The organism is Xanthomonas cannabis (assembly GCF_040616535.1).
Classification (GTDB): domain Bacteria; phylum Pseudomonadota; class Gammaproteobacteria; order Xanthomonadales; family Xanthomonadaceae; genus Xanthomonas; species Xanthomonas cannabis.
Genome location: NZ_CP136580.1, coordinates 125,148 through 143,933 on the forward strand (window position 1 = coordinate 125,148; position 18,786 = coordinate 143,933).

Annotated in this window: 16 protein-coding genes and 1 other RNA gene; 11 read left to right on the forward strand and 6 right to left on the reverse strand. The window is 66.8% G+C overall.

Annotation, left to right across the window (positions count from 1 at the left end):
- Positions 1 to 112: 112 nt before the first annotated feature.
- Together RZV17_RS00545 and RZV17_RS00550 are read right to left on the reverse strand one after the other, a co-directional pair.
- A complete protein-coding gene (locus RZV17_RS00545; protein ID WP_355606308.1) occupies positions 113 to 1,123 on the reverse strand; it encodes a class 1 fructose-bisphosphatase in 1,011 nt (336 codons plus the stop codon).
- A 269-nt stretch (positions 1,124 to 1,392) separates the two neighbouring features.
- The gene (locus RZV17_RS00550; RefSeq protein ID WP_047693270.1) at positions 1,393 to 2,595 is read right to left on the reverse strand and encodes an amino acid aminotransferase; all 1,203 of its coding nucleotides are present in this window, start codon (positions 2,593 to 2,595) and stop codon (positions 1,393 to 1,395) included.
- 157 nt (positions 2,596 to 2,752) lie between these two features.
- Between RZV17_RS00550 and RZV17_RS00555 the strand changes: the two genes are divergently transcribed.
- From RZV17_RS00555 to RZV17_RS00565, 3 genes are all read left to right on the forward strand, one after another.
- Positions 2,753 to 4,876 (forward strand): TonB-dependent receptor, encoded by a 2,124-nt coding sequence (locus RZV17_RS00555; protein ID WP_355606310.1) that lies wholly within the window; start codon positions 2,753 to 2,755, stop codon positions 4,874 to 4,876.
- Between the two features lie 111 nt (positions 4,877 to 4,987).
- A complete protein-coding gene (locus tag RZV17_RS00560; RefSeq protein ID WP_047693272.1) occupies positions 4,988 to 5,311 on the forward strand; it encodes a hypothetical protein in 324 nt (107 codons plus the stop codon).
- 187 nt (positions 5,312 to 5,498) lie between these two features.
- Positions 5,499 to 5,987, forward strand: a complete 489-nt coding sequence (locus RZV17_RS00565) for a hypothetical protein (RefSeq protein ID WP_139015158.1) — start codon at positions 5,499 to 5,501, stop codon at positions 5,985 to 5,987.
- 42 nt (positions 5,988 to 6,029) lie between these two features.
- On the opposite strand, the gene RZV17_RS00570 is transcribed toward RZV17_RS00565, so the two are convergent.
- A non-coding RNA gene (locus RZV17_RS00570) (sX9 sRNA) lies at positions 6,030 to 6,104 on the reverse strand.
- A gap of 433 nt (positions 6,105 to 6,537) precedes the next feature.
- On the opposite strand from RZV17_RS00570, the gene adh reads away from it, so the two are divergent.
- The 3 genes from adh (at position 6,538) to RZV17_RS00585 (ending at position 9,695) form a co-directional block, all read left to right on the forward strand.
- Positions 6,538 to 8,067 (forward strand): aldehyde dehydrogenase, encoded by a 1,530-nt coding sequence (adh, locus tag RZV17_RS00575; protein ID WP_355606313.1) that lies wholly within the window; start codon positions 6,538 to 6,540, stop codon positions 8,065 to 8,067.
- A 182-nt stretch (positions 8,068 to 8,249) separates the two neighbouring features.
- The gene (adhP, locus tag RZV17_RS00580; protein WP_039406924.1) at positions 8,250 to 9,278 is read left to right on the forward strand and encodes an alcohol dehydrogenase AdhP; all 1,029 of its coding nucleotides are present in this window, start codon (positions 8,250 to 8,252) and stop codon (positions 9,276 to 9,278) included.
- A gap of 21 nt (positions 9,279 to 9,299) precedes the next feature.
- The gene (locus tag RZV17_RS00585; protein ID WP_355606317.1) at positions 9,300 to 9,695 is read left to right on the forward strand and encodes a DUF779 domain-containing protein; all 396 of its coding nucleotides are present in this window, start codon (positions 9,300 to 9,302) and stop codon (positions 9,693 to 9,695) included.
- 274 nt (positions 9,696 to 9,969) lie between these two features.
- On the opposite strand, the gene RZV17_RS00590 is transcribed toward RZV17_RS00585, so the two are convergent.
- Positions 9,970 to 10,131: a hypothetical protein gene (locus RZV17_RS00590; protein WP_166743438.1), complete on the reverse strand. Its 162-nt coding sequence runs from the start codon at positions 10,129 to 10,131 to the stop codon at positions 9,970 to 9,972.
- 148 nt (positions 10,132 to 10,279) lie between these two features.
- Between RZV17_RS00590 and RZV17_RS00595 the strand changes: the two genes are divergently transcribed.
- The 3 genes from RZV17_RS00595 to ligD are packed head-to-tail and all read left to right on the forward strand — an operon-like array spanning position 10,280 to position 14,364.
- Positions 10,280 to 10,678, forward strand: coding sequence for a hypothetical protein (locus tag RZV17_RS00595; protein ID WP_326520499.1), 399 nt, complete (start codon positions 10,280 to 10,282; stop codon positions 10,676 to 10,678).
- A complete protein-coding gene (locus tag RZV17_RS00600) occupies positions 10,678 to 11,634 on the forward strand; it encodes a Ku protein (RefSeq protein ID WP_047693278.1) in 957 nt (318 codons plus the stop codon). The genes RZV17_RS00595 and RZV17_RS00600 overlap by 1 nt, the downstream gene beginning before the upstream one ends.
- A 3-nt stretch (positions 11,635 to 11,637) precedes the next feature.
- A complete protein-coding gene (ligD, locus tag RZV17_RS00605) occupies positions 11,638 to 14,364 on the forward strand; it encodes a DNA ligase D (protein WP_355606322.1) in 2,727 nt (908 codons plus the stop codon).
- 113 nt (positions 14,365 to 14,477) lie between these two features.
- On the opposite strand, the gene lldD is transcribed toward ligD, so the two are convergent.
- Together lldD and RZV17_RS00615 are read right to left on the reverse strand one after the other, a co-directional pair.
- Positions 14,478 to 15,638 carry an FMN-dependent L-lactate dehydrogenase LldD gene (gene lldD / locus RZV17_RS00610; RefSeq protein WP_104580295.1) on the reverse strand — a complete coding sequence of 387 codons (1,161 nt, stop codon included), beginning with the start codon at positions 15,636 to 15,638 and terminating at the stop codon, positions 14,478 to 14,480.
- Positions 15,639 to 15,786: 148 nt separating this feature from the next.
- The gene (locus tag RZV17_RS00615; protein ID WP_047693282.1) at positions 15,787 to 16,353 is read right to left on the reverse strand and encodes an isoprenylcysteine carboxylmethyltransferase family protein; all 567 of its coding nucleotides are present in this window, start codon (positions 16,351 to 16,353) and stop codon (positions 15,787 to 15,789) included.
- A 33-nt stretch (positions 16,354 to 16,386) separates the two neighbouring features.
- Here RZV17_RS00615 and RZV17_RS00620 point away from each other — a divergent pair, with 33 nt between their 5' ends.
- Together RZV17_RS00620 and RZV17_RS00625 are read left to right on the forward strand one after the other, a co-directional pair.
- Positions 16,387 to 17,613: a sensor histidine kinase gene (locus RZV17_RS00620; protein WP_355609077.1), complete on the forward strand. Its 1,227-nt coding sequence runs from the start codon at positions 16,387 to 16,389 to the stop codon at positions 17,611 to 17,613.
- Positions 17,610 to 18,242, forward strand: coding sequence for a response regulator transcription factor (locus RZV17_RS00625; RefSeq protein ID WP_184442607.1), 633 nt, complete (start codon positions 17,610 to 17,612; stop codon positions 18,240 to 18,242). The genes RZV17_RS00620 and RZV17_RS00625 overlap by 4 nt, the downstream gene beginning before the upstream one ends.
- The last annotated feature ends 544 nt before the right edge of the window (positions 18,243 to 18,786 follow it).

The window sequence follows — 18,786 nt, forward strand, 5'->3', positions numbered from 1 at the left end:
GCCGGCATCCCCGCCGATGCAGTCTTGGCGTGCCCGGTAAAAAGACACCCGCAATACGCGGGCGTCTTTGGGTGACACATGACTGCTGGTTTTTCAGGGTAGGCTCGTCGTCTTACGCCTTATCCGCCTCCAGGTGATATCGCGTCGCCTCAGCCACCTCATTCTTCGAGCCCAAAAATACCGGCACGCGCTGATGCAACTGTGTCGGTTGAATATCGAGAATGCGCTCGCGGCCGGTGGTCGCGGCACCGCCGGCCTGTTCCACCAGCATGCTCATCGGGTTGGCTTCGTACATCAGGCGCAACTTGCCGGGCTTGGACGCGTCCTTCTTGTCCCACGGATAGATGAAGATGCCGCCGCGGGTGAGGATGCGGTGCACGTCGGCCACCATGCTGGCGATCCAGCGCATGTTGAAGTCCTTGCCGCGCGCGCCGTCCTTGCCGGCCAGCAGGTCGCCCGCATAGGCCTGCATCGCCGGTTCCCAGTGGCGCTGGTTGGACATGTTGATGGCGTATTCGGCGGTGTCGTCGGGCACGCGCATGTTGGCCTGGGTCAGCAGGAAGCTGCCTTCCTCGCGCTCCAGGGTGAAGGCGTGGGTGCCGTGGCCGAGCGTTAGCACCAGCATGGTGCTGGGGCCATAGATGCAGTAGCCGGCGGCGACCTGTTGGGTGCCGGGCTGCAGGAAGTGTTCGTCGCCGGGCTTTTCGGTGCCCTTGGGCGCGCGCAGTACCGAGAAGATGGTGCCGACCGAGACGTTGACGTCGATGTTGGAGCTGCCATCGAGCGGGTCGAACAGCAGCAGGAAATCGCCGCTGGGATACTGGTCGGGCACCGGCTGGCTGTGGTCCATTTCTTCGGACGCACACGCGGCCAGATGGCCGCCCCAGGCATTGGCTTCGAGCAGGATGTCGTTGCTCAGCACATCGAGCTTTTTCTGTGCCTCGCCCTGCACGTTGCCGGTACCGGCATCGCCGAGCACGCCGCCCAGGGCGCCCTTGCTCACGGCAATGGAGATGCGCTTGCAGGCGCGCGAGACGATGGTGATCAGCTGGCGCAGTTCCGCATCGATACGGCCGGCGTGTTGTTCTTCGATCAGGAAGCGGGTCAGCGAGGGACGCGACATGGAGCGGGCAGCCTGTTGTAGGAAGTGGGCCGCCATTGTCGCCATTGCGCCGTTAGATTTCGATCACTTGCTGCGCGGTTTGTAGCGTGGTTGATCGAATCTGTGCGAATGGCGCCGGTGATGGCGATGCTTGCCCCCATCCGCCCTTCGGGCACCTTCCCCCGCGGGCGGGGGAAGGGAGCGGCGTCTGCGGGCACAAGAAAACCGGGAGGCTGGCGCGCTCCCGGTCTGCAGTACGTCGATGCGGCTGCGCGCCGCGTCGGGGCCGCTTACACCCGGCTGACGGTCGCCACGGCCTGGGCCACGTAGTCCAGGTTGCGCTGGCTCAGGGCGGCCACGCAGATGCGGCCAGTGCCCACGGCGTAGATCGCAAACTCGTCGCGCAGGCGGTCCACCTGGGTCTTGGTCAGGCCCGAGTACGAGAACATGCCGGCCTGGCGCTGGATGAAGTCGAACTCCGGCGCGCCCAGCGTGGCCAGTTTGTCTACCAGCCCTGCGCGCAGGGCGTGGATACGCTCGCGCATTTCGGTCAATTCCTGCTCCCACAGATCGCGCAGCTCCGGGCTGGTCAGCACGCCGGCAACGAGTGCGGCGCCGTGCGTGGACGGGCTGGAGTAGATCGTGCGGATGATGCGCTTGACCTGCGACTGCACGGCCTTGGCTTCGGCGGCGGTGGCCGAGACCACCGACAGCGCGCCCACGCGCTCGCCATACAGCGAGAACGACTTCGAATATGAGCTGGCGACCACGTAGCTGTCGATGCCTTCGGCGGCCAGCTGGCGCACCGCATAGGCGTCGGCCTCGATGCCCTTGTCGAAGCCCTGGTAGGCAATGTCGACGAACGGGAACAGGTTACGTTCCTTCAATAGCCCGGCCACCTGCTTCCACTGCTCGCGGGTCAGGTCGGCACCGGTGGGGTTATGGCAGCACGCGTGCAGCAGCACCACCGTGCCCGGCTCCAGCTTGGCCAGGTCGGCGAGCATGCCGTCGAAGTTCAGGCCATGGCTGGCGGCATCGAAATAGGTGTAATCCACTACCTCGAAGCCGGCCGCGCCGAACACCGCGCGGTGGTTTTCCCAGCTGGGGTTGCTGATGGCGATGGTGGCCGTGGGCAGCAGCTTCTTGAGCAGGTCTGCGCCAACGCGCAATGCGCCGCTGCCGCCGACGGTCTGCGAGGTCGCCACGCGCCCGGACGCCACCAGCGCCGACTCGGCGCCGAACAGCAGTGCCTGGGTGGCCTTGTCATACGCGGCCAGGCCGTCGATGGGCAGGTAGCCGCGCGGTTTGGCCTCCTGCGCAAGCTGCTGCTCGATCTTGTGCACGGCGCGCAACAGCGGGATGCGCCCGTTTTCGTCGTAATAGATGCCCACGCCCAGGTTGACCTTGTTGGGGCGGCTGTCGGCGTTGTAGGCCTCGGTCAGGCCCAGGATGGGGTCGCCTGGAACCTGTTCCACGTTTGCAAAGAAGGACACGGCATGACTCGCTGAAGGACGAAAAAGTGGGGTACTTCCGGGGTGCTCGGCCGCGGCTGGGCCAAACCACTTCATCGTAGCAGCCCATGGCCGGCGTAGCATGCTTCGTTCCGTACGCAACGATGCGGCCACAGTACGGATAAGGGACACTATCCCCATGCCCAGACTCACCTTGTTGGCCGCCGCGTGCGGCCTGTTCGCCACGAGCGCCGCGCCGCTCGTCCTGGCCGCCGATCCGGCGCCTTTGCAGGTCCTTCCCGCCGTGCAGGTGGACGCCGCCCGTGTGCACGGGGTGGACGACTTCGACCTGCCGGCCTCGTTCACCGTGGTGTCGGCCGACGACGACAATCGCCGCGGCGTGCAGGTATCCGAGCTGCTGGACGGCATCCCCGGGCTGGTGGCACGCGACCGCCAGAACTACGCGCAGGACACCCAGCTGTCGATCCGCGGCTTCGGCGCGCGCTCAACCTTCGGCGTGCGCGGCGTGCGGCTGCTGGTGGATGGCATCCCGGCCAGCATGCCCGACGGCCAGGGCCAGCTCTCGCATTTCAACGTGCTGGGCGCGCAGCGGGTGGAAGTGCTGCGCGGGCCGTTTTCGGCGTTGTATGGCAATTCCTCCGGCGGCGTGCTGCAGCTGTGGAGCGCCGATGGTGCCCCCAACGACCCGTGGCGGCTGCGCGCCACCTATGGCAGCAATGCCACCGTCAATGTGGGCGCGCAATTGCTCGGCCAGCAGGGCGCGGTGCACTACAACCTGGCGGCCAATCATTTCGACACCGATGGCTTCCGCGACCATAGCCGCGCCAGGCGCGAATCGGTCAATGCCAAGCTCGGGTTCGATCTGGCCGAGGGCAGCCGGCTGGACCTGGTGCTCAATTATCTGGACGCACCGGATGCGCAGGACCCGCTCGGCCTGACCCGCGCCCAGTTCAACGCCGACCCGGCGCAGGCCACGTCGGTGGCCACCCAGTTCAACACCCGCAAATCGGTGCGTCAGTCGCAGGCCGGGGCGATCTTCACCCAGCAATTCGACAACCAGACGCTGCGCCTGATGGGCTATGGCGGCCAGCGCAGTGTGGAGCAGTTTCTGGCGATCCCGGTGGCGGTGCAGCGCAACCCGCTGCATTCGGGCGGCGTGATCGATCTGGACAGCAATTACGAAGGCGCCGATGCGCGCTGGGCCTGGCAGGGCGAAGCGCTCGGCCGGCCATTGCAGCTGACTGTCGGCGCCAATGTCGATCGCCAGCGGCAGCACCGCACCGGTTACGAAAACTTCGTCGGCGACACGCTGGGCGTCAAGGGCGCATTGCGCCGCAACCAGCGCGATCAGGTGGAAAACGTCGACCAGTTCGCGCAGCTGTGGTGGCAGTGGAGCGAGCGCTGGTCCGCGCTGCTGGGCGTGCGCCATAGCCAGGTGCGCTTCGATTCGGACGACCACTACATCGTCGGGCGCAATCCCGACGACAGTGGCCAACGCGATTACTCGGCCACCACGCCAGTGGCCGGCATCGTGTTCCGTGCCGACGAAGATCTGCGTTTTTATGCTTCAGTCGGGCGCGGCTTCGAAACGCCCACCTTCAACGAGCTGGGCTACCGCAACGATGGCGGCGCCGGCCTGGCGCTGGACCTGGGCGCGGCGACCAGCCGCAACTACGAGGTGGGCAGCAAGTGGCGCACGCAAAGCGGCGCGGCGTTGCAAGTGGCACTGTTCCGTGCCGACACCGACGACGAACTGGCGGTGGCCAGCAACACCAACGGCCGCAGCACCTTCCGCAACATCGGCGCCACCCGTCGCCAGGGTGCGGAGCTGAGTTGGCAGCAGCCAATTGGCGACACCCAGCAGCTGCAGCTGGCCTACACCTTTGTCGACGCCACCGTGCGCGATGGTTACCTCACCTGTGCCAGCAGCGGCTGCGCGGTGCCCACCGCGCCGGTGGCCAGCGGGTCGCGCCTGCCAGGCGTGCCGCGTCAGCAGCTATTTGCGCGCTGGCAATGGCAGTCCATGCAATGGCAGTTCGCCGCCGAAACGGTGGCCTCCGGCGCCACCGTGGTCAACGACCTGGCCACCGAGCGCGCACCCGGCTATGCCTTGGTCAACCTGGAAGCCTCGCGCCGCTGGACTACCACGTATGGCGCCGTGCGCACCTTCGCGCGCATCGACAACGCGCTGGACCGCCAATACGTCGGCTCGGTGATCGTCAACGACGGCAATGGGCGCTACTACGAACCCGGCCCGGACCGCACCTACACGGTGGGGCTGCAGTGGGATTTTGGTGGGTGAGCAGGCAACCGACGCCCCGCACAACAACGCGCACCCTGGCGTTACAGGAGCGCCCCCGGGCGCGATGAAGCCTTCCCGATAGCACATACCACCCTGCCATACCGCACCACCATGATCGTCATCGACCACGCCCCTGCCGACTGGTTCCTCTTATCCGAAGGCGACCGCTATTGGCTGGATATCAACTGCTCGATCTCAGCCACCGGTTTTTCGATCCTGCTGTTGTTGAACGCAACCGAGCGTGCCGCCGTGTTGGCAGACACGCAGGCTGCGTGCGCAACGTTGGCCGCCCAGGTCCAGGCCCGGCCACATGACTACGTCGCACGCAATGACAGCGCGGCAGACGGCAAGCGTGTGCTTGCCGCAGTGCAGGCCTGGCGTGCGGAAGGAAGCATGGCGGCCGCAGGTCGCGCTGTAGCGCCGCGCGAAGGGTAATCGCCGTCGGTGGGCTGCCGGCTTGGTCGCCGTGTGCGCGTTCGCGTCGATCTGCGCGCTGCCGGGCAGCATCCTGATCGAGTCCGCACAGGTCGGCTGAGGCCGGAAACTGCCGAAGTGGCATGCTAACTTCTGACACTCATTCACGGCATGGAGTGCGGCGATGAGGATCTGGAAACGAAAGATGATGGCTTCGGCGATATCGGCCGGCCTGCTGGTCTGCAGCGCAGCGTGGGCAGACCATGTGGATATGCGCATCGTGCGCGACTATCCAGCCGGCTCCCCCGCCATCGCAAAAATACACGCCTGGCTGCAGCAGCAATCCAGACTGAGTACGCAGCCCAGGCAAACACCGCCGCCGGCCGATGCCGCCGCGTTAGGCCCCGTGCGCATCAGCACTGCTCTGTTCGATCGTCCGTTGAGCACGCGTGCCGATACCGCGACTAACACGGCCCCGCTGCCGGTGCGTGGCCAGCCGCGCGACGAGATCAGCATCGACGCCTGCAATGCCGGCCAACGCTATCGCTGGGTCTACGCCTGGGCGCAGGCCGGTGCCAGCGCTGCATGGCAGCTGCGCTCGTACCGGCAGCAAACGGTAGCCGACTGCCAGGTGCCAGCGGAGGAGCCCGTGTCCATCGAAACAGCCGCAAGGCACGACGCTGTTGGGGGGGGCTGACAAGCCGTAGCGCGTCAGGGGCAGACCAGCCTGACCATGAGCAGGTAATAACACCTAGCGAGCAGTCGTCAGGCGGTGTGGACGGCGCACAGGAACCGAAGCGTATGCGTGGTACACGCCGATTCCGCGCACCGGACGCGCGCCTGTGCCGTCGTTTACCCGCTGCTGTAAAGCAAATGAGCTGCGAGGCAGGAGTTGTCCGTGCCGATGACAGGCACTGGCTGTGCATGCTCGCCGTGCAGCCGTGCAGCCGTGCAGCCGTGCAGCCGTTTTTGTCGCCGCGCTCGAATGCGTCAACGCCGCCTGCCGGCGTAGACGCTTTGCTGCACAGGAGAAATAAGCGACGACACTAAGGGGCGCGGCGTAAGGCAACTTCACTCGACTGCCATCCGAATCAGATCAATGACGCGCTGCAACGTTTTTCAGCGCCATGATTCATGTAACTCCTGGTTTTAGGATGACGCGGCGCAACAACACAGCACATGACATTGCGCTAGCAAGTTGACGGGTATACACGTTCGCATCTGACCGCTCTTTCCAGGAGACCACGATGAACGCGCAACCCGCCACCAAGCCGCTCAGCACCGACCCGCAATCGATCTTCAAGCCGCGTTACGACAACTTCATCGGTGGCAAGTGGGTGGCGCCGAACAACGGCCAGTACTTCGACAACGCCACGCCGATCACTGGCAAGGTGTTTACCTCCATTGCGCGTTCCACCGCGCCGGACATCGAGGCCGCACTCGATGCCGCGCATGCCGCGAAAGATGCCTGGGGCAAGACTTCCACCACCGAGCGCGCCAACGTGCTGCTCAAGATCGCCGACCGCATCGAGCAGAATCTGGAACTGCTCGCCTACGCCGAGACCTGGGACAACGGCAAGCCGGTGCGCGAAACGCTCAATGCCGACGTGCCGCTGTGCGTGGACCACTTCCGTTATTTTGCCGGCGCCATCCGCGCGCAGGAAGGCGGCATTTCCGAGATCGACAGCGACACCATCGCCTATCACTTCCACGAGCCGCTGGGCGTGGTGGGGCAGATCATTCCGTGGAACTTCCCGCTGTTGATGGCCTGCTGGAAACTCGCACCGGCGCTGGCCGCCGGCAACTGCGTGGTGATGAAACCGGCCGAGCAGACACCCGCCTCGATCCTGGTGTTGATGGAAGTCATCGGCGACCTGCTGCCGCCCGGCGTGCTCAACGTGGTCAACGGTTTTGGACTGGAAGCCGGCAAGCCGCTGGCCAGCAACCCGCGCATCGCCAAGATCGCCTTCACCGGCGAAACCACCACCGGCCGGCTGATCATGCAATACGCCAGCCAGAACCTGATTCCGGTGACGCTGGAGCTGGGCGGCAAGTCGCCCAACATCTTCTTTGCCGATGTCATGGCCGAAGACGACGATTTTCTCGACAAGGCGGTGGAAGGCTTTGTCATGTTCGCCTTCAACCAGGGCGAAGTGTGCACCTGCCCGTCGCGCGCGCTGATCCAGGAATCCATCTACGACAAGTTCATGGACAAGGCGCTCAAGCGAGTGGCGGCGATCAAGCAGGGCAACCCGCTCGACCCCAACACCATGGTGGGTGCGCAGGCCTCCAGCGAGCAGCTGGAAAAGATCCTGTCCTACATCGACATCGGCAAGCAGGAAGGTGCCGACGTGTTGATCGGTGGCGAACGCAATACGCTCGATGGCGAGCTGGCCGAGGGCTTCTACGTGAAGCCGACCGTGTTCAAAGGCCACAACGCGATGCGCGTTTTCCAGGAAGAGATCTTCGGCCCGGTGGTGTCGGTGACCACCTTCAAGGATGAAGCCGAAGCGCTGGCGATCGCCAACGACACGCTGTACGGCCTGGGCGCCGGCGTGTGGAGCCGCGACGCCTCGCGGCTGTACCGCATGGGCCGCGCAATCCAGGCCGGCCGCGTGTGGACCAACTGCTATCACGCCTATCCGGCGCACGCTGCGTTCGGCGGCTACAAGCAGTCGGGCATCGGGCGCGAGAATCACAAGATGATGCTCGACCATTACCAGCAGACCAAGAACCTGCTGGTGAGTTATTCGCCAAAGGCGCTGGGGTTCTTCTGATCGCATCCCGCCGCGTCGTCCGGCAAGGGCCGGTGCGGTAGCGGCGGTCCGTGCACATTGCCTGCGTGGGGGGCGCTTACGCCCTCGATGGAGGGCGTGCGGGTCGGGCCATTTGACTTCGATCAAGGCCACGCCTGGGCAAGGCGCCTAAGGTGGCTGCAATCTCGGTGCGGAGCGTGGCGATGGACATGACAATGCAGGCGGCAGTGGTGCGGCAGTTCGGGGCGCCGTTGGTGATCGAGGAGGTGGCGGTGCCGCGGCCGCAGGCCGGCGATCTGCTGGTGAAGATCCAGGCCTGCGGGGTCTGCCATACCGATCTGCATGCCGCGCAGGGCGACTGGCCGGTGAAGCCGAACCCGCCGTTCATCCCCGGACACGAGGGGGTGGGGTACGTGGCTGCGGTGGGCGCGGGCGTGCGCCACATCAAGGAGGGCGACCGGGTCGGCATTCCGTGGCTGTATTCGGCGTGCGGGCATTGCACGCATTGCCTGGGCGGCTGGGAGACGCTGTGCGAGGCGCAGCAGAACAGCGGCTATTCGGTCAACGGCGGCTTTGCCGGCTACGCCCTGGCCAATGCCGAGTATGTCGGGCACCTGCCCGCCGAGCTGGGCTTTGTCGAGGTTGCGCCGATCCTGTGTGCGGGAGTCACCGTGTACAAGGGACTGAAGATGACCGATACCAAGCCGGGGCAGTGGGTGGTGATTTCCGGCATTGGCGGACTGGGCCACCTGGCGGTGCAGTACGCCTGTGCGATGGGCCTGCAGGTGGCCGCGGTGGATGTGGACGATGCCAAGCTGGCGCTGGCACGGCGTCTTGGCGCGACGGTGACGGTCAATGCACGCACCACCGACCCGGTGGCGTTCGTGAAACAGCACATCGGCGGCGCCCATGGCGCGCTGGTCACCGCAGTCTCGCCGAAGGCGTTCGAGCAGGCCATCGGCATGGTGCGGCGCGGCGGTACGGTCGCGCTCAATGGCTTGCCGCCGGGCGACTTTCCGCTGGATATCTTCGGCATGGTGCTCAATGGCATCACCGTGCGGGGTTCCATCGTCGGCACGCGCCTGGACCTGCAGGAATCGCTGGAGTTTGCGGCGCACGGCAAGGTGGCGGCCACGGTGTCGACCGACCGGCTGGAGAACATCAACGCTGTCTTCGCGCGCATGCACGCCGGGACGATCGAGGGGCGTATCGTGCTCGACATGGCGGCCTGAGGTGGCCGTAGGAGACAGCCGATGCACCACACCACTCCGCGCGTCGAGGTGCCGCCACAGGTGATGGCCACCCTGGCGGCGTCGCAGTTGATCGACACGCTGCGCGCGCGGCACGGCGATGTGCTGTTCCATCAGTCCGGCGGCTGCTGCGATGGGTCTTCGCCGATGTGCTTTGCGGTGGGCGAGTTCATCGTGGGCGACCGCGATGTCCTGCTGGGCGAAATTGCCGGCGCACCGTTCTATATCAGCGCGCCGCAATTCGCCTACTGGAAGCACACCCAGCTGATCATCGATGTGGTGCCAGGGCGCGGCGGCATGTTTTCGCTGGAGAACAGCGAGGGAGTGCGCTTCCTGGTGCGGTCGCGTCTGTTCAGCGATGAGGAAATGGCGCAGCTGCAGGCGGCCGGGCGCGTGTGAGGATGGGCGTGTGGATCGTCACCACGGTATTGGTGTGACGATTAGGCGGTCGTTTCCGCCGATGTTTCGACCAGCGCCTGTTGCCTCACCTCTCCGATGAGAGAAAGCCGGCACTACTGGTCGCGTTGCGCTGCCCACGGACAGGTGTCACGTCACCTCCGGGTACGCCAGCTCCAGGTTGCGCCACGTCACGCGCGCCCTGCGCCTTGATGCCCTGCGCCACGGCCGGTGCTGCGCGTGCCGGGCGCACACACCCGGCCATGACGGCGAGCCGTTACGGCGCAGTGCCGGGCTTCTTGGCCGGGGTGGCGTCGTCGGCCGGAATCAGCGTCTCGGGTGCGTCGCCGGCACCGCGGTCTTCATGATGCTCGGCATCGCGCTTGCCGTGCTGTTCGCCCGGGTGAGCGGGTTGGTCGCGCAAGGGGTCACGGGACATGCGGGGTCCTGGTTTCGATGAGGGGCGCCAGTTCACCGCGCGCGCAGTGAAGGTCACGCAAATCGCAGACCATGCGGATTTCTCACGCATGGATCACGTCAGCGGCGTTACTGATGTGACCCCCCAATGCCGCACCGTGGAGCAGACCATGCGCCCCCTGGACCGTCGTCCCGATCGTCGCCTGTTCAGTACGTCTGCCGACCCCACGTTGCCCAAGCGAACGCATCGCGCGTCGGCTGTGGTGGACGCCGATGGCGTGGCGCAGGACTTCCGGTGTTACAGCCGTGCCGACTATCACCGCCGCCGCCGACGCGGCGGGCCGACCTGGGACGATCTCGCGCCGGCCTACGCGTTTGCGCGCGTCACCCACGCCGCAGACTGGCCGCGTGGCGCCGATGCGCAGTGCGAGCAGGCATTGGCTGCGCACTGGGACAGCATGCGCGGCGGCTCGCGTCTGGATTGGCCGCACGTGCGCGCCATCGTCGAAGACGCGTGGCTGGCGCTGGACCACATTCCCGATGCTGCCGTCCATGGAGTGGCGCACTGATGGCTCGACCAATCTGGACCGGAACATTATCGTTTGGCCTGCTCAATGTGCCGGTGTCGCTGATGTCGGGCGAGCGCAAGGTGGACCTGCACTTTCGCATGCTGGATTCGCGCGACAAGAAGCCGATCCGCTTCGAGCGCGTCAATGCCGACACCGGCGATGAAGTGCCATGGAAGGAGATCGTCAAGGCATTCGAATACGACAAGGGCAGCTACGTCATTGTCGAAGAGCAGGACATCCGTTCGGCCGCACCGGAAAGCCACGAGACCGTGGAGGTGGAAACCTTCGTCGACGCGTCCGATATCGACCCACGCTATTTCGAAAAGCCCTACATCCTGGTGCCGGGCAAGAAGGCGGAAAAGGGCTATGTGCTGCTGCGGGAAACCTTGCGCGACACCGGCAAGGTCGGCATCGCCAAGGTGGTCATCCGCACCCGTGAATATCTGGCTGCCGTCATGCCGCAGGGCGATGCATTGATCCTGTTGCTGCTGCGCTACCAGCAGGAGGTGGTGGACCCGCAGGACTTCAAGCTGCCGGCCGGCGCGGTGGGCGAGTACCGCATCACCCCCAAGGAGCAGGAGATGGCCAGGCAGCTGATCGAGTCGATGTCCGGCACCTGGCAGCCGGAGGACTATCACGACGAGTTCCGCGGCAAGCTGGAGCAGATCCTGCGCAAACGCATCAAGGAAAAGGCCGGCACCACGCAGGTGGACATCGAGCCCACCCAGCACGAAGACGCCACCACCAACGTGGTGGACTTCATGTCCTTGCTGCAGAAGAGCCTGCAGGCCAACACGCGCACGCCGGCAAAGAAGACCGGCACGGGAGCGGCGGAACAGGCGCCGGCCAAGAAGGCCGCCACCAAGAAGGTGGCCAAGAAGGCCGCCAAGAAAACCGCGACAAAGGCCACCAAGAAGACCGCCGCCAAGGCTGCGCCGCGGCGCAAGGCCGGCTAAGCGATGGGCCTGCGCGATTACACGGCCAAGCGCCGCTTCGACCAGACTCCGGAGCCGGCGGCAGATGCGCCGGTGCCTGCCAGCGCCCAGCCGATCTTTGTGGTGCAGCTCCACCACGCCAGTGCACGCCACTACGATTTCCGTCTGGAGGCCGATGGCGTGCTCAAGAGCTGGGCGGTGCCCAAGGGGCCGTCGCTGCGGGCCGGAGAAAAGCGCCTGGCCGTGCAGGTGGAAGATCACCCGCTGTCCTACGCCGGCTTCGAAGGCGACATCCCGCAAGGCCAGTACGGCGGCGGGCATGTGCAGATCTTCGACCATGGCCACTGGCACTGCGATGGCGACGTGCTTGCTGCACTGGATGCGGGCAAGCTGGAATTCACCTTGCAGGGCGAGCACCTGCAGGGCGGGTTTGCGCTGGTGCGCACGCGCATGCGCGGCGGCAAGCCGCAGTGGCTGCTGTTCAAGCGCACCGATGCGTTTGCGGCGGATCTGGATGCCGATGCCATCGTGGAACGGGCCGGCGACAGCGCTGCCGTCGCACCTGGCAGGCGCGCCAAGGCCAGCCGTGCACAGCGGCACCCGGCCAGGGCGGTGGCACAGCAAGCGCCCCGGCCCGCACGCAAGCAGGCACCCTCGCCGCGCGCTGGCGCGGCGGCCGATGCCGCATGGCGCCGCCGCGCGCTGGCGCTGGATGGCGCACGCGACGGCGCATGCCCCACCGGCCTGGTCGCGCAGCTGACCTTGCTGCGCGACCAGGCGCCGGATGGCGAGGCGTGGCTGCACGAGATCAAATGGGACGGCTATCGATTGCTTGCCGATCTGGTCGACGGCAGCGTGCAGCTGCGCTCGCGCAACGACCAGGCGTGGACGGAGCGCTTTCCCGAGGTAGTCACCGCGTTGCAGGCGCTGCCGGTGCGCGATGCGCGGCTGGATGGCGAACTGGTGGTGCTGGACGCGCACGGGCGCAGCGATTTCTCTGCACTGCAGCGGGCCATCGATGGCAGTGCCCGCCAACCGCTGCGCTATCTTGCGTTCGACCTGCTCGGCGTGGCCGAGGTGGACCTGCGCGACACGCCGCTGCTGCAACGCAAGCAGCTGCTGCGCGCGCTGCTCGGTGAGAAGCCGGGCACCTTGGCCTACAGCGAGCATGTCATCGGGCGCGGCCCCGAAGTGTTTACGGCCAGCGCGGGCAAGGGCTGGGAGGGCATCGTGAGCAAGCGTGCCGACGCTGTGTACCGCGGCGGGCGCAGTGCCGACTGGGTCAAGACCAAGCACGAAGACAGCGACGACTTTGTGGTGGTGGGGTACACCGACCCCAAGGGCGCACGCAGCGGCTTTGGCGCCTTGCTGCTGGCACAGCCGGACGGCGACACGTTGCGCTACGTCGGCCGGGTGGGCACCGGTTTCGACGGCGCGCTACTCGGGCAAATCGCCGCGCAGCTGCAGGCCTTGCAGAGCGACACCGCCACGCTGGAGCTGCCTGCGCACATCCCCGGCCGCCCGCGCGATGTGCATTGGGTGCGCCCGCAGCTGATCGCCGAGATCGCATTCCGCGGCTGGGCCAAGCAGGGCTTGCTGCGGCAGGCCGCCTTCAAGCGTCTGCGCGAGGACAAACCGATGACCGATCTGGGCGGCGACCGCGCAGCGCCGGGCACGCCTGCGGCCGGCAAGCGCGCGACCCCGGCAAAAACACGCACCGCCACCCGAAAGACCGTGACCAAGACGGTTGCAAAGACGGTGAGCAAGGTGGCCACCAGGACCGCGCAAAAACGCGCGGGCAAGCGCGCCCCGGCAGCTGGCGCGAGGTCTTCCAGCGTGGCTGCGTCGGCGGTGTCCACCTCATCGGCCACCCTGTCCGTGGACGCGGTGAGCATCACCCATCCCGAGCGCGTGGTCTTTCCCGCATCGGGCATCAGCAAGGGCGATGTGGCGGCGTACTACCGTGCGGTGGCGTCGCTGGTGGTGCCGGAGGTGGCGCGTCGGCCGCTGTCGTTGTTGCGCTGCCCGGACGGCGTGGGCGGCGACTGCTTCTTCCAGAAGCACCAGGGCCGCCAGTTGGGCGCGCACATCAAGGCGATTCCGCTCGAACAGAAGAGCGGCACCGAGGACTATCTGTATATCGAAGACGCCGCCGGACTGCTCGAGCTGGTGCAGATGAATACCCTCGAGCTACACCCCTGGGGCGCACGGGTCGACGACCCGGAGCGCCCGGACCGCCTGGTGTTCGACCTGGATCCGGGCGATGCCGTCGCCTGGCCGGAGGTGGTGGCCGCCGCTCGCGAGATCCGCGCCAAGCTGCGCGCCGTGGGGCTGGAAAGCGCGGTGCGCCTGTCCGGCGGCAAGGGGCTGCATGTGGTGGTGCCCATCGTGCCCGACGCGAGCTGGGACCGGGCGCGCGACTTCTGCGAGGCGTTCGCGCAGGTCCTGGCCACGCAGGCACCGGAACGCTACGTGGCCACCATGAGCAAGGCCAAGCGCCACGGCGTGATCTTTGTGGATTGGTTGCGCAACGGGCGCGGCAATACCAGCGTGTGTTCGTGGTCACTGCGTGCGCGCGAAAAGGCCACCGTCGCGGTACCGCTGCGCTGGGAAGAACTCGGCAAGATCAGCGGCCCGGACGCCTTCCCGATGGACAAGGCCATACAGCGCGCCAAGCGTCAACGCGCAGATCCTTGGCAATCGGTGCTGGCGTTGCAGCAATACTTGCCCACCGCCGACGACAACCACTAAGAGCCGTCGACGGGACGACTGCGCAGCCACCGGGTGGGCAAGGGTCCTGCAGCAAGGCCGCAGATCGTCCGCTCTGCTACCAACGAATCCCGAATCCCGAATCCCGAATCCCGTCAAGGCGAGACCGCGTTCTCCCGCGTCACCCGGCTCAACGCATCGCCGCTGATCTCGGCAATCGAATGGGTGCCGGTCAGGGTCATCGCCACGCGCATTTCCTTTTCGATCAAGCTCAGCAGGTTCTCCACGCCAGCCTGGCCACCGGCCGCCAGCGCATAGACGAACGCGCGGCCCAGCAACACCGCATCGGCACCGAGCGCGAGCATGCGCACCACGTCCAGCCCGCTGCGGATGCCCGAGTCGGCCAGGATCTTGAGCTGCCCCTTCACTGCATCGGCAATCGCTGGCAACGCGCGCGCGCTAGACAGCACACCGTCCAGCTGGCGCCCGCCATGGTTGGAGACCACGATGCCATCGGCGCCGAAGCGCACTGCGTCGCGTGCGTCGTCCGGGTCCAGGATGCCCTTGATCACCATCGGCCCGGTCCAGAACTCGCGGATCCATTCCAGGTCCTTCCACGAGATGGAGGGGTCGAAATTGGCCGCCAGCCAGCCGATGTAGTCCTGCAGGCCGGTCGGGCTGCCGCGGTAGGCGGAAATATTGCCTAAATCATGCGGTTTGCCGAGCAGGCCCACATCCCACGCCCAGCGCGGGTGCGTCACCGCCTGCAGCATGCGCCGCAGCGACGCATTGGGCCCGCTCATGCCCGAGTGCGCATCGCGGTAGCGCGCGCCGGGCGTGGGCATGTCCACGGTGAACACCAGCGTGGTCACCCCGGCGGCCTTGGCGCGCTCCAGCGCGTTGCGCATGAAGCCGCGGTCCTTGAGCACGTACAGCTGGAACCACATCGGCCGGCTGATGGCCGGCGCCACTTCTTCGATCGGGCACACCGACACCGTGGACAAGGTGAACGGAATCCCGCGCGCCGCCGCGGCGCGCGCGGCCTGCACTTCGCCGCGCCGCGCGTACATGCCGGTCAGCCCCACCGGTGCCAGCGCCACCGGCATGGCCAGGGTTTCGCCGAACAGCTCGGTGCTCAGGCTCAGGTCCGACATATTGCGCAGCACCCGCTGGCGCAGCGCGATATCGGCCAGGTCGGAAACATTGCGTCGCAGCGTGTGCTCGGCGTACGCCCCACCATCGATGTAATGGAACAGGAAGGGCGGCAAACGCGCCTGCGCGGCGGCACGGTAGTCGGAAGCGGCGGAAATGATCATCGAAGACGGACAGCGGCGGCGGGGGAGCCCCGGAGTGTAAGGCGATCGGTGCGGCGCAGGGACGGGGCTGCAGTAGTGGCCGGCGCAAGTGCGAGGGTTGCGAGCCGTCTGGCAAGCAGCATGTGATCGCTGCACGCCAGCGTTCCGCTCACCACACCAGCGGCAGCAACCGCCGGCTCTGCGCCGCATACGCCGGGTAGGCCACCGGAAACGCGCGCTGCAACGCGGCTTCTTCGACGCGGATGCGGTGCAGGAAGACCAGGGTCACCGGCACCACGATCGCCGCCACCGACAACGCGTTGCCCATGCCCAGGGCCAGCCCGTAAAAGGCCAGCAGTGCGCCGGTGTAGGACGGATGCCGTAGCCAGCGATACGGGCCGCGGCGCACCAGCTGGTGATCCGGCTGGATGGTCACATCCACCGTGAACCAGCGTGCCAGCACCTGGATGGCCCACACGCGCAACGCCAGCCCGCTGCCGATCAAGGCGCAGCCGGCCCATTGCAGCGATGCATCCCAGCCCTGCGGCCAATGCGCCAGGCCGCTGTAGGCCAGCACCACTGCAACCGCCACCGCCGCAGACAGCACCCGCCATAGGTGCTTCAAGGTGCCCTGGTCGTGCGCGCCACCATCGCTGGCGCGGCGGCGACGGCTGAGCAGCAGCTCATAGCCGCCCCAGGCCAGGTTGAGGACGAGAAACAGACTGGAAGCAGACATGGCGTAACTCCGTGGCGATGGGGTGGGTTGGTGATGCCAGTGTGCGCACGCGCTGCATCGACCACAGGGGCCGCAGGTCATCGATCCCACCTGCCGGAAGTCACTTTCTGCAGGCACAGCATTGCCGAGCGGCCGCAGGGCGGTCAGCATCGCCGCATGCATTCGTCCTTCTCCCATCTATTGCACCCCCTGCGTTTGGCCGGTGGGTTCACCATTGCCGCAGTGGCGCTGTCGTTCATGCCCGACGCCTCGCCCCACGGCGTCTGGCGTTGGGGCCTGCTGGCCGGCTTTACCGCGTTGTTTGTATTGCATACCGTGCTGCCGCAGGCGCTTGCGTTACGGACTGTGGCAACGCTGTTGCAGGCGGTCCTGGCATTGTTGCTGGTCTGGATGGAGCCGCGTGCCGGCACGGCTCCGGTATTGCTGGTGATGCTGGTGGCGCAGGCAGGGATGACCTGGCCGCCGTCGCGCGTGCTGCTGTTGGCACTGGTGTTGAACGCGGGCATGTACGCGTTGTTGGTGCAGGCCGGGTTCGAGCGGGCGTTGTTGATCGTCAGCATCTACGCCGGCTTCCAGGCCTTTGCCGCGCTCACTGCGCACTATGCGCGCAGTGCCGAGCGCGCACGCGACGCGCTGGCCTACGTCAATGCCGACCTGCTGGCCACCCGCGCGCTGCTGGCCGACAGCGCCCGCGATGCCGAGCGCCTGCGCCTGGCGCGCGAGCTGCACGACGTGGCCGGGCACAAGCTCACCGCCATGCGCATCAACCTGCGCCTGCTCGGTGCCGACCCGGCCTTGGGGCAGCGCGACGACATCCGGGTGCTGGAACAGCTCTCGGCGGAACTGCTGGCGGACATCCGCAACGTGGTGCAGTCCATGCGCGACGACCAGGGCCTGGACCTGCAGACCGCGCTGCGCGCGCTGGCCGCCCCGTTCCCGCGCCCGGCGCTGCGGCTGCAGATCGATGCCGACGTGCGCGTCACCGACGCGCGCGTGGCCGAGCTGCTGCTGCGGCTGGTGCAGGAGGCGCTGACCAACGCCGTGCGGCATGCCGATGCCGACGAGGTGGCCGTGCATCTGCACTATCGGGATGCCCAGCTGCACGTGGACATCTGCGACGACGGCCGCCGCGCCGAGCGCATCCGCGAAGGCAATGGCATCACCGGCATGCGCGAGCGGCTGGCCGCCCTGCACGGCCATCTCGACCTTGGCCGCACCCCCAATGGCGGCATGCACCTGACTGCGAGACTTCCGCAATGAGTTCACTTCGAATCGCCCTGGCCGACGACCAGATCCTGGTCCGCGCCGGCCTGCGCGCGCTGTTGCAACAGCAGGGCGTGGCCGTGGTCTGCGAGGCCGACGACGGGCAGGGCCTGCTGGATGCGCTGGCCACCCACACGGTGGACGTGGTGCTCAGCGACATCCGCATGCCTGGCATCGATGGCATCCAGGCGCTGGAGCAGCTGCGCGCCCGCGGCGACCGCACCCCCGTGCTGCTGTTCACCACCTTCGACGACAGCGACCTGCTGCTGCGCGCCAGCGACGCCGGCGCACAGGGTTTCCTGCTCAAGGACGCCGCCCCGGAAGACCTGCGCGACGCCATCGCCCGCGTCGCCGCCGGCGACACCCTGCTGCAGCCGGTCAGCACCGACCCGGTGCGCGCCCGCTACCAGTTCCGCGACCAGCAGGCCCCACGCGAGACCTTCAGCGAACGCGAGGTGGCCATCCTGCGCCTGCTGGCCGGCGGCTACTCCAACAAGGAGATCGCCCGCACCCTGTTCCTGGCCGAAGGCACGGTGAAGAACTACGTCTCCACCATCCTGGAAAAACTCGGCACCCGCGACCGTACGCGCGCAGTGTTGAAGGCGATTACGTTGCGGGTGATCTGATTGCCGGGATTCGGGATTCGGGATTCGGGAATTGGGAATTGGGAATTGGGAATCGTAAGCCCCTCTCCCGGCGGGGCGAGAAGGCACCGCTTGCGCGCCACTGGCGCGCGTGCCTTGGAGCGCCCGCGCCGCAAGCGCGGGCCGGGGCGCGGAGCGGGGGTTGGGGTGAGGGTACGGGGGCGAAGCCACTCGTGGTTTAGCAAGCAAACGAAGCTCGCTCTGTGTATCAAGTCTATGTACCTGTTCTATAGAGGATTTTGCTCGTCCGTCAGACATGGACAGCAACCGTAAGGTTGCCGTCAGGTCAGCCGCGACGCCGTGCACGAGTGTCGCCCGGCGGCTCGAAAGCCGCCCGGAAACGCGCCGCGCTCCGGTCTGCTGCGGAGTCCGTCATGCGCCACCCCCTCCCTATTGTCCTGCGCGCCGTTCTGCTCGCCCTGGTGGCCTGGGCGGGCCCCACCCAGGCCGAATTGCCTGCACCCTGGGTCCAGGCCGCTTTGCTGACCGAGCCGTCGGCCGTTGACCCTGTGCTGAGGATGGTTGT